Origin of the sequence: Pseudophaeobacter profundi (assembly GCF_029697505.1) — a bacterium.
Taxonomy (GTDB): domain Bacteria; phylum Pseudomonadota; class Alphaproteobacteria; order Rhodobacterales; family Rhodobacteraceae; genus Pseudophaeobacter; species Pseudophaeobacter profundi.
Genome location: NZ_JARJEF010000183.1, coordinates 1 through 289, shown reverse-complemented (window position 1 = coordinate 289; position 289 = coordinate 1). Strand labels below are relative to the sequence as shown.

Genomic DNA, 289 nt, shown 5'->3' with positions numbered 1-289 from the left:
CAATGTTCCACTGGGACACGCCCCAAGCTCTGCAAGACCTGGGAGGGTGGCCCAACCCTGTCATAGCAGACTACTTCCAAGACTATGCCAAGATACTCTTTGACAACTTTGGTGACAGGGTGAAGTACTGGTGTACAATCAATGAGCCAAGACTGTTCTCAAGTTTTGGATACGGAAGGTCTCTCCCCGTATACCCGTTGTTGGCTCCTGGTCTAGAAATGCATGGAGTCGGGGAATACCTCGCATGTCATACGATGCTGCTGGCTCACGCCAAGGCCTACCATCTCTA

1 protein-coding gene is annotated in these 289 nt (G+C 51.6%); it reads left to right on the top strand.

Translation table 11 applies throughout. The features are described 5' to 3' along the window. Nucleotides 1-2: 2 nt before the first annotated feature. Nucleotides 3-289 (top strand): family 1 glycosylhydrolase (locus tag P2081_RS21260; protein ID WP_369011421.1); only part of this gene is annotated, 287 nt, incomplete at its 3' end.